This window comes from Mycobacterium sp. MUNTM1 (assembly GCF_054660795.1).
In genome coordinates this window covers 25,024-33,987 of the sequence record NZ_BAAGDE010000031.1, presented here as the reverse complement: position 1 = coordinate 33,987, position 8,964 = coordinate 25,024, and the positions used below count along the sequence as shown (strand labels likewise).

Below are 8,964 nucleotides of genomic sequence, written 5' to 3'. Positions count from 1 at the left end.
TTGCGTACCGCTGCCAGGTGTAAACCTTCGCGGGCGGGTTTTACCCCTTCTTTCTGGGGCTGTGCCTCACACGCCGGGGGGCTCTTGGGCGCGGCAACGACGACGGCCTGAGCCCGCTCGACGTGGCAAGTCAGGTGGCGGTGCCCGAGTTCGACGGCCGCATCATCACGGTGCCGTTCTCCTTCAAGGAGATTGACGACGACGGCCTGATCTCTTACGTCGCCGACGCGGAACGTTGCGCCCGAGTCGCGGGCCTGGCGGTCCGTCACGCGCGGCTGCGGCACATCGCCCCGGCGGATAAGCGGGTGGCACTGGTGTTCTCGGCCTATCCCACCAAACACGCCCGCATCGGCAACGCGGTCGGGTTGGATACGCCCGCGAGCGCCGTCGCGCTGCTGCAGGCGATGCGCGCGCACGGCTACCGGGTGGGTGAGCTCCCGGGCGTGGAGGCCGATGACGGCGACGCCCTGATCCACGCGCTGATCGAGCGGGGCGGACAGGACCCCGACTGGCTCACCGAAGGCCAGCTGGCCGGCAACCCGATCCGGGTGTCCGCCAAGGACTACCGCGAATGGTTCGCCACCCTGCCCACCGAATTCACCGACGCCGTCACCGAGCACTGGGGCCCGGCACCCGGGAATCTCTTTGTGGACCGCAGTAACGATCCCGACGGTGAAATCGTCATCGCCGCAATGCAATCGGACAATCTGGTGCTGATGGTGCAGCCGCCCCGCGGCTTCGGGGACAATCCGGTCGCCATCTATCACGATCCCGACCTGCCGCCCAGCCACCACTACCTGGCCGCCTATCACTGGCTGGACGTCGGCTTCGGGTCGCACGCGGTGGTGCACCTGGGCAAGCACGGCAACCTGGAATGGCTGCCCGGCAAGACGCTGGGCATGTCGGCGGCCTGCGGCCCCGACGCCGCGCTGGGCGACCTGCCGATGATCTACCCGTTCCTGGTCAACGACCCCGGCGAGGGCACACAGGCCAAGAGGCGCGCGCACGCCGTGCTGGTCGACCATCTGATCCCGCCGATGGCGCGCGCCGAATCCTACGGTGACATCGCGCGTTTGGAGCAGCTACTCGACGAGCACGCCAACGTCGCCGCGCTGGACCCCGGCAAGCTGCCCGCCATCCGCCAGCAGATCTGGACGCTGATGCGAGCCGCGAAGATGGACCACGATCTGGGCCTGACCGAACGTCCCGAGGAAGACTCGTTCGACGACATGCTGCTGCACGTCGATGGCTGGCTGTGCGAGATCAAGGACGTTCAGATCCGCGACGGCCTGCATATTCTGGGGCAAAAGCCAACGGGGGAAGCCGAACTGGATCTGGTGCTCGCGATCCTGCGGGCCCGCCAACTGTTCGGCGGCGAGCACACCCTGCCCGGATTGCGGCAGGCCCTGGGCCTGGCCGAGGACGGAACCGACGACCGGAGCGCGGTCGACCGCACCGAGGCCGTTGCCCGCGAGCTCGTCGCCGCCCTGCAGGCGACCGGCTGGGACGCCGATGCGGCCGACCGGATCGCCGGCAACGCCGACGTCGCCGCGGTCCTTCGGTTCGCGGCCACCGAAGTGGTGCCGAGGCTCGCCGGCACCGCCGCCGAAATCGAGCAGGTGCTGCGCGCCCTGGACGGCCGGTTCATTGCCGCCGGCCCGTCGGGGTCGCCGCTGCGCGGTCTGGTCAACGTGCTGCCCACCGGGCGCAACTTCTACTCGGTGGATCCCAAGGCGGTGCCGTCGCGGCTGGCCTGGGAAGCCGGCGTGGCGCTGGCGGATTCGTTGCTCGCCCGCTACCGCGACGACCATGGGCAGTGGCCCCGATCGGTCGGGCTGTCGGTGTGGGGCACCTCGGCCATGCGCACCGCCGGTGACGACATCGCCGAAGTCCTTGCCCTGCTCGGTGTCCGCCCGGTGTGGGATGACGCTTCGCGGCGCGTCGTCGATCTGGCGGCGATTCCGCTGGCCGAGCTGGGCCGCCCGCGTATCGACGTGACGGTGCGCATCTCCGGGTTCTTCCGGGATGCCTTCCCGCACGTCGTGACGATGCTCGACGATGCGGTGCGGCTGGTCGCCGAGCTCGACGAGCCGGCCGAAAACAACTTCGTCCGAGCGCACGCCCAGGCCGACCTGGCTCAGCACGGCGATCAACGGCGCTCCACCACAAGGATTTTCGGTTCCAAGCCGGGAACCTATGGCGCGGGCCTGCTGCAACTGATTGACAGCCGCAACTGGCGCGACGACGCCGACCTCGCCGCCGTGTACACGGCGTGGGGTGGCTTCGCCTACGGCCGCGATCTGGACGGCCGCGAGGCCGTCGACGACATGAACCGGCAGTACCGGCGCATCGCGGTGGCCGCCAAGAACACCGACACCCGCGAACACGACATCGCCGATTCCGACGACTATTTCCAGTACCACGGCGGCATGGTGGCCACCGTGCGCGCGCTGACCGGTCAGGCGCCGGCCGCCTATATCGGCGACAACACCCGCCCCGATGCGATCCGAACCCGCACGCTGTCGGAGGAGACCACCCGGGTGTTCCGGGCGCGCGTGGTCAATCCGCGATGGATGTCGGCGATGCGCCGGCACGGATACAAGGGTGCGTTCGAGATGGCGGCGACGGTGGACTACCTGTTCGGCTACGACGCGACGGCCGGGGTGATGGCCGACTGGATGTACGAACAGCTCACCGAGCGCTACGTGCTGGACCCGGAGAACCGCAAGTTCATGTCGGAATCCAATCCCTGGGCGCTGCACGGCATGGCTGAACGACTCTTGGAGGCCGCGGGGCGTGGCATGTGGGCGCAGCCGCAACCGGAAACGCTGGACGGGCTACGCCAGGCGCTGCTGGAAACCGAGGGCGATCTGGAGGGCTGACGCTCCTCTGTCTCGAGCGTGACGGTGCAGTCACTTTCGGGCCCCAACGTGACTGCACCGTCACGCTCGAAGGCTGACGGGCCCGTCAGATGAAGTCCGACCCGCCATCGACGTTGACCGTCGCGCCGGTGACGTAGCCGTTGCGCCGCGACGCCAGGTAGGCGGTCAAGGAGGCGACTTCTTCGGGCAGGCCCGCGCGGCCGAGGTCACAGGGCTGGTGAAAGTTGTTGTCGATCCAGGTCATGACGTCCACCGGGTTGGTGGCGTCGAGACCATCGGCGGCGAGGACGTCCCTGAGCGCTTCGGTGAAGCTTGCGGTGACAATGGTTCCCGGGCACACGCAGTTGACCAGGATACCGTCTGTGGCAAGGCTTTTCGATAGGTTCTTGGTGACACTGGCCAACGCCGATTTCGATGCCGTGTAGGCGATGATCCGCGGGTTCTGCCGCTGAATCGAATGCGCGGACAACGCGACGATGCGGGCCCAGTCCGCGGAGCGCAGCAGCGGTAAGGCGGCCCGAATCGATCGGACGCCCGACATCGTGCCGAGGGTGAACGCCTCGTCCCACTGTGAATCGTCCATCTGCTCGAAGTAGCCGTCGCCGGGTCCGATCGTGTGGACCAGGGCGTTGAGTCGCCCCCAGCGTTGCGCGACGGTGGCGAAGCCGGCGGTGATGGACTCGGCGTCGGTCATGTCCACGCTGATACCTACGGCATCCGGAGCACCCGCCCGCCGCAGTGATGAGACGGCGGCATCGAGCGCCCGCTGGCCCCTGGCCATCACGGCCACGCTGGCTCCTTCGGCCGCAAGGGTTTCGGCGATGGCCAGTCCCATGCCCTTGCTGCCGCCGGTGACCACGGCCGTCGATCCGGCAAAGCCCAGGTCCATCGCTAGTCTCCTTTGATCGGTTCTTCAACGCGCACGCCCAGCCCGCGCAGGCAGAACTGCAGCATGCGTTCGCGGAAAGCGTTGCGGTCGAAATCGCCCGTCGCCCAGTGCTCGTTGATGCCTGCCCAGACCACCCCGTGAATGAACTGGGCGTCCGTCATCGGGTCGACGTGGTGGAACACCCCGCTCTGCAGGCCGCGCCGCAGCGCCTCGGTGAGCGGCTTGAGCATCTCCGCGTACGCGGGCTGAATGAGAGCGGCGGACTGTGACTGAGCCTCCATCGACACACGCCGCAGGTCGGATTTGATGTTGTCGTCGAACGCCAGGTCGAGTCGTCCGTCGATCCATGCCGCGACCGCGTCGACCGCCGTGGCGGCAGGTGCCATCCGGCGTCGCAGTCGCCGTTCCTCCGCGCGCGCCATATCGAGATACAGCGCGGCCACCAAGTCGTCCTTGGATTCGAAGTGCCGATAGAACGCCCGGGTGCCCAGTGCGGCCCGGTCCAGCACCGCGCCGATGCTGAGCTTCCCAATTCCCTGCTCCCGCAGAATGGTTGAAGCGGCGGCCAGGATCTCGCGGCGCACCGCTGCGTCCGGGCCGAGTTTTTCGCGTCGCCGCCTGCGCGGGGTGCTCACGGATTCAGGCCGTCGCGTCGTAGGCGGCGAGATAGTCCGCAAACCGCTCGCGAACGCCTTCGGGCGTCAGGCCGTAGTCGGCCAGGTCATAGTCATGCGCGCCGCGGGAGCCGGGCCGGTGATCCGCGGCCCACCGGGTGACCGCGCCGAGGGTGGCATCGGTGAAGGCCAAGCCCAGGGTGGCGTAGCTGGTTCGCAGCGTGCCCACCGGATCGGTCTGAAGGTCCGCGAACGAGACGTCGGCGAATCGGTCGTCGCCCATCCGGCGGCGGAAATCCATTGCCCGCCGAACACCTTCGACCCAGCTGTCGACCTGCTCGGCGCCGAGCTCGCTGGCGTCGTCGCGGTCGCTGCTCCAGCTACGCACATACCGGATCAGGCTGCAGACCGAACCCATCACTTTGGCCGGATCGCGATGACTCCACAGGAATTTAGCGCCGGGATACGCCTCGACGAGCGCGTCGAGGGCGAACATGTGCACGGGTGTCTTGAGATGCCACAGCACCGGTGGGCAGTGCCATTGCAACAGCCGGAGCACTCGCCGATGAAAGACGTAGGTCTCGCGCATGTCGCAGCCCATCAACCACGCGAGATACCCGGGCGCGCGCACGGCGCCGTCAAAGTGGAAGGTGCGGAAGCTCATCCCCATCAGGTCCTGGCATTCGGTCGGCGCCGTGGCCTCGGAGTTGTACAAGGTTTTCATCAGCGGGAACATGTCGTCGAGCATCTTCAGGCCGGCCTCGGCCTGCGCGATCCGCGGGTCGTTGTGTTCGGTGGCGGCCTCCGGCGGCGGGGTGGGCGCCTGCGATTCCCACATCCGCAGCGATCGGAACTGGGGATCGGCGGCGACCAGCTGGCTCAGCGCGGTGGTTCCGGTGCGGGGCAGGCCGATGACGAAGACGGGGCCCCCGACCGCCTGGTCGTCGATCTCGGGGTGTTGCCGGTAGGCGTCCTCGACCTTGAGGCGCTGGATCAGCGCGTTGCTGATGGTGGCGTGCTGGATGACCCGCCCGGTGTCGTTGAGGTCCGCCTCGTGGTTCAGCGCGTCGACGATGCGTTCGAGTCCCTCGCGGTAGTAGGGCGATCCGAAATCGTCGAGGCCGGTTGCGGTTCGGGCGCCGTCCTCTAACTCGTCGGCATCGAAGGTCACCGTCCGAACCTTTCGTGCACCGCGCGGCGCCGGGCCGCGAGGATTGCTGCGCGCTCTTCGGGGGTGACTTGTGCGGTGTCCGAAGGCAACTCGGTGTGGATATCGCCGAACGGCACCACTCGTGTCGTCGGGGTGGGCGCCGTTTCGGTGCGCACGCAGCGCAGGATGATCGGGCCGTTGCTGTGGCCGGCGGTGTCGAGCCAGTTGGCGATCCCGGGGTCACGATCGCACAGCACCACGCGGACCAATCCATCGGAATCCCTGGCCGCCTGATGGGCATTCAGGCTGGACTGGTGGCGCCCGTAATGGATCGTCTCCCACCACGGATTGCCGATCGAGAAGCTCCAGTAGATGCCTTGTGGTGGTTCCACCTCGACGATGAGGGCCTCGCCCGCCTGTAGTTCCCATCGCCCGATCACCGGCCGGTTCTCCGCGGCGGCCCCCATGTCGGTGCGATCGATCGGGGGCAGGAAGCCATTGGGCGGCGCGGCGGACCCGAACTGCAAAAAGAACGCCAGGTTGTCCGCGACGAAGTCACCGAGCGCGGTCAGTTGCCTGGTCACCGCCGAGTGGGGATCGACCGAACCGGGCGTGGGCCGGGCTGGGCCACCGAGTCGCTCGATGCGCAGCGACGATGGCACCTCGGTATCCCAGTCGTAGAAGAAGTGCCGCACCGTCAACGTGGGATGCTCACCTTCGATACGCATCCAATTACCCTCTTGCCCCGGCTGTTTCGAGGTCGACAGCACCACCTCGAAGTTTCCGTCGGAATCGGTGTCGAGCTCGTCGACCAACTCGTTGGCGGTGGCGGTGATGCCGTTCATCGTCTGGAGCCCGACGTAGCGGGCGGTGCCGCGGTTGCCGTACAGCCGATAGCTCTCCCCGCCGCGCAGCGCGGCGCGGGTGTACAGGCAGTCCGGGCATTCCATTCCCCAGGTCACGACGTCATCGGTGCTGGTGCGTCGGACGCGCAGTGCCGGATCCGGATCGAACCGCAGCGCCTCGTCGATACCCGCGGTGAGCAGCACCAGCAGGTGCCGGATTCCGGCGGCGACGTCGACCCGATTGCGGCTCGCCGGCTCGGATTCGACGGTCCGTGCGGCTTCGTCGAGCCGGCTCAAGAGTTGTGACCACGCCGCAAACAGATCGGGATCGCTCGTCTCGCTCGACGATTCCAAGGCCGCCTCGGCGATGGTGAACGGCAACCACGCCAGCGGCTTCTTCGGATCGCCCATGAATGCCTACTTCGGTCGGTGCTCTGCTTTCTTAATTGAAAACGGCGTTTTCATTTAAGCTGTCATGACTATCGCAGCCGAGGGCCGAGAATGTCAACGCCCGACCCTCGCGGCGGTACGTTGTTCTGGTGACGCCGACCTTCGCCGACCTTGCCAAGGCGCAGTACATCCTGCTGACCACGTTCACCAAGGACGGCAAACCCAAGCCGACGCCGATCTGGGCCGCCCTGGACAAGCAGCGCGGCGATCGACTTCTGGTGATCACCCAGGAAACGTCGTGGAAGGTCAAGCGAATCCGCAATACCCCGCGGGTCACGCTGGCCACCTGCACCATGAACGGCCGGCCCACCAGCGAGGCCGTCGAGGGAACCGCGGCCATCCTCGACAAGTCGGAGACGGCCGCGGTCTACGACGCGATCGGCAAGCGTTATGGCGTCGTGGGCAAGGTGTTCAACTTCTTCAGCAAGCTGCGCGGCGGGATGAAGAACAACGTCGGCCTCGAGCTGAAAGTGGCCTGAACGCCAAGGCGCCGTGGCCACCGTTCTCATCCCGATCCCGGACCGCGACTTCGACCCGACCGAGGTCGCGGTCAGCTGGAAGGTGCTGACGCGAAGCGGCCACCGGGTGGTCTTCGCGACCGAAACCGGCGCGCCCGGGGTGGCCGACGACATCATGGTGACGGGCCGCGGATTGGACCTGTGGTCCGCGCTGCCGGTGCTGGGCGCGATTCCGCTGATCGGCTTGACGCTGCGGGCCAACAAAGACGGGCGCGCCGCCTATCGAGACATGGTGCACTCCAACGAGTTTCAGCATCCGGTTTCCTGGGCCGAGGCCGGCCTCGACGGCGTCGACGCGCTGCTGTTGCCGGGTGGACACCGCGCACGGGGGATGCGCAGCTACATCGACAGCGACCTCCTGCACCGGCTGGTGGTGGAGGCCTTCGCCCGGGATCTGGTGGTGGCCGCCATCTGTCATGGGGTGCTGCTCGCCGCGCGCAGCGTCGATCCCAAAACCGGCCGCTCCGTCCTGTACGGACGCAAGACCACGGCGTTGACGTGGGCAATGGAGCGGTTGGCCTGGCGGCTCACCCGAATGACGCGGTTCGGGGATCGCGACTATTACCGGACCTATACCGAGCAGCCGGGCCAACCCGGCGGGTACATGTCGGTGCAGTCGGAAGTCACACGCGCGCTTGCAGATCCGACCGATTTCCGCGACGTCGCCCGCGGATCACCGCACTGGCGGCGGAAAACCTCGGGCATGGCGCGCGACACGGCGACCGATTCGCGTCCCGCGTTCGTCGTCGACGACGGCCGCTACGTGTCGGCGCGCTGGCCCGGCGACACCCACACGTTTGCAACGGTGTTGGCGCAGAAGCTGACCGCCGCGCATTAAAGCCGTTACGTCGCGGCGCCCGCCAGATGCTCGCCGAAGAAGGCGAACACCCGTCGCCACGCATCCTCGGTTGCCTCGTGGTCATAGCCGAAACCCGCGATCCGAAGCAGCGGTTGGCCCGGCAGCTCGTTGGCGAAGCTGTGCCCGACGCCCGGATACGTCTTCACATCGGCGGTGATGTTGTTGGCCGCGATGGTCTTGTTCAGCTTCTCGGGCGCACCCCGGCCCAATGGGTCACGGCCGCCGAAGCTGGCCACCACCGGGCACGCGCCGTCGAGCGTCTTGTCCAGGTTGCGGGGCAGGGGAGTGCCATAGAACGGAGCGGAGGCACCGAAACCCTTGGGCGACATGACAAGAGCGAACTGGCCGCCCATGCAGAACCCGGCGATGCCCACCTGGCCGGAACATTGCGGCGAGGCTTTCAGATGATCGCGCGCCGCCAGGATGTCGTCGAGGGCGCGGCCGCGCTTCGTCTGCAGCTCCTTCATGACGCGGGTGATGCAGCGCATGCGGCCGCCGCGCGAATACAGGTTCGGGGTGAGCGCCAGATAACCCGCCGCGGCGATGCGGTCGTTAATCGACTGCTTGTCCCGGCCATAACCGATCGCGTCGTGGATCACCACCACACCCGGCCACGGGCCTTGGCCCGAGGGCGTGCTGAGTAACGCATCGATCGGTCCGTCGGGCGTATCGATCTGAATCGTCGTCATAGCGTCATCTAACTGCAACCACACTGGCGAGCACCACGGGAACTTGGGCGCGGCCCGCACACGTTGGT

The 8,964-nt window shown here is 67.3% G+C and carries 7 protein-coding genes and 1 pseudogene; 3 read left to right on the top strand and 5 right to left on the bottom strand.

Annotation, left to right across the window (positions count from 1 at the left end; translation table 11 throughout):
- Nucleotides 1–92 precede the first annotated feature (92 nt).
- Nucleotides 93–2,882 (top strand): annotated as a pseudogene (cobN, locus tag ACYQ8K_RS18050) (cobaltochelatase subunit CobN); the annotation flags it as partial.
- Between the two features lie 85 nt (nt 2,883–2,967).
- Here the strand turns inward: cobN and ACYQ8K_RS18045 are convergent.
- From ACYQ8K_RS18045 to ACYQ8K_RS18030, 4 genes are read right to left on the bottom strand one after another with little or no spacing between them, the layout of a single operon-like run.
- The gene (locus tag ACYQ8K_RS18045) at nt 2,968–3,771 is read right to left on the bottom strand and encodes an SDR family NAD(P)-dependent oxidoreductase (RefSeq protein WP_459971043.1); all 804 of its coding nucleotides are present in this window, start codon (nt 3,769–3,771) and stop codon (nt 2,968–2,970) included.
- Between the two features lie 2 nt (nt 3,772–3,773).
- Entirely contained in the window at nt 3,774–4,406 is a 633-nt protein-coding gene (locus ACYQ8K_RS18040) for a TetR/AcrR family transcriptional regulator (protein WP_459971042.1), read from the bottom strand.
- A 4-nt stretch (nt 4,407–4,410) separates the two neighbouring features.
- Complete coding sequence (locus ACYQ8K_RS18035; RefSeq protein WP_459971040.1) at nt 4,411–5,556, bottom strand: sulfotransferase family protein; 1,146 nt, start codon at nt 5,554–5,556, stop codon at nt 4,411–4,413.
- Entirely contained in the window at nt 5,553–6,791 is a 1,239-nt protein-coding gene (locus ACYQ8K_RS18030; protein WP_459971038.1) for a DUF1214 domain-containing protein, read from the bottom strand. Before ACYQ8K_RS18030 ends, ACYQ8K_RS18035 begins: the two co-directional genes overlap by 4 nt.
- Nucleotides 6,792–6,919: 128 nt before the next feature.
- Between ACYQ8K_RS18030 and ACYQ8K_RS18025 the strand changes: the two genes are divergently transcribed.
- Entirely contained in the window at nt 6,920–7,309 is a 390-nt protein-coding gene (locus ACYQ8K_RS18025) for a PPOX class F420-dependent oxidoreductase (RefSeq protein ID WP_459971036.1), read from the top strand.
- A gap of 13 nt (nt 7,310–7,322) precedes the next feature.
- Nucleotides 7,323–8,186 carry a type 1 glutamine amidotransferase domain-containing protein gene (locus tag ACYQ8K_RS18020; protein WP_459971035.1) on the top strand — a complete coding sequence of 288 codons (864 nt, stop codon included), beginning with the start codon at nt 7,323–7,325 and terminating at the stop codon, nt 8,184–8,186.
- A gap of 5 nt (nt 8,187–8,191) precedes the next feature.
- Here ACYQ8K_RS18020 and ACYQ8K_RS18015 read toward each other — a convergent pair whose 3' ends face one another.
- A complete protein-coding gene (locus ACYQ8K_RS18015; RefSeq protein WP_459971033.1) occupies nt 8,192–8,896 on the bottom strand; it encodes a dienelactone hydrolase family protein in 705 nt (234 codons plus the stop codon).
- Between the last annotated feature and the right edge of the window lie 68 nt (nt 8,897–8,964).

What these genes read in the sequence shown, in the direction of transcription:
- ACYQ8K_RS18045 (WP_459971043.1), bottom strand. Translation starts at nt 3,771, where the DNA reads ATGGACCTGGGCTTTGCCGGATCGACGGCCGTGGTCACCGGCGGCAGC.
- ACYQ8K_RS18030 (WP_459971038.1), bottom strand. Translation starts at nt 6,791, where the DNA reads ATGGGCGATCCGAAGAAGCCGCTGGCGTGGTTGCCGTTCACCATCGCC.
- ACYQ8K_RS18015 (WP_459971033.1), bottom strand. Translation starts at nt 8,896, where the DNA reads ATGACGACGATTCAGATCGATACGCCCGACGGACCGATCGATGCGTTA.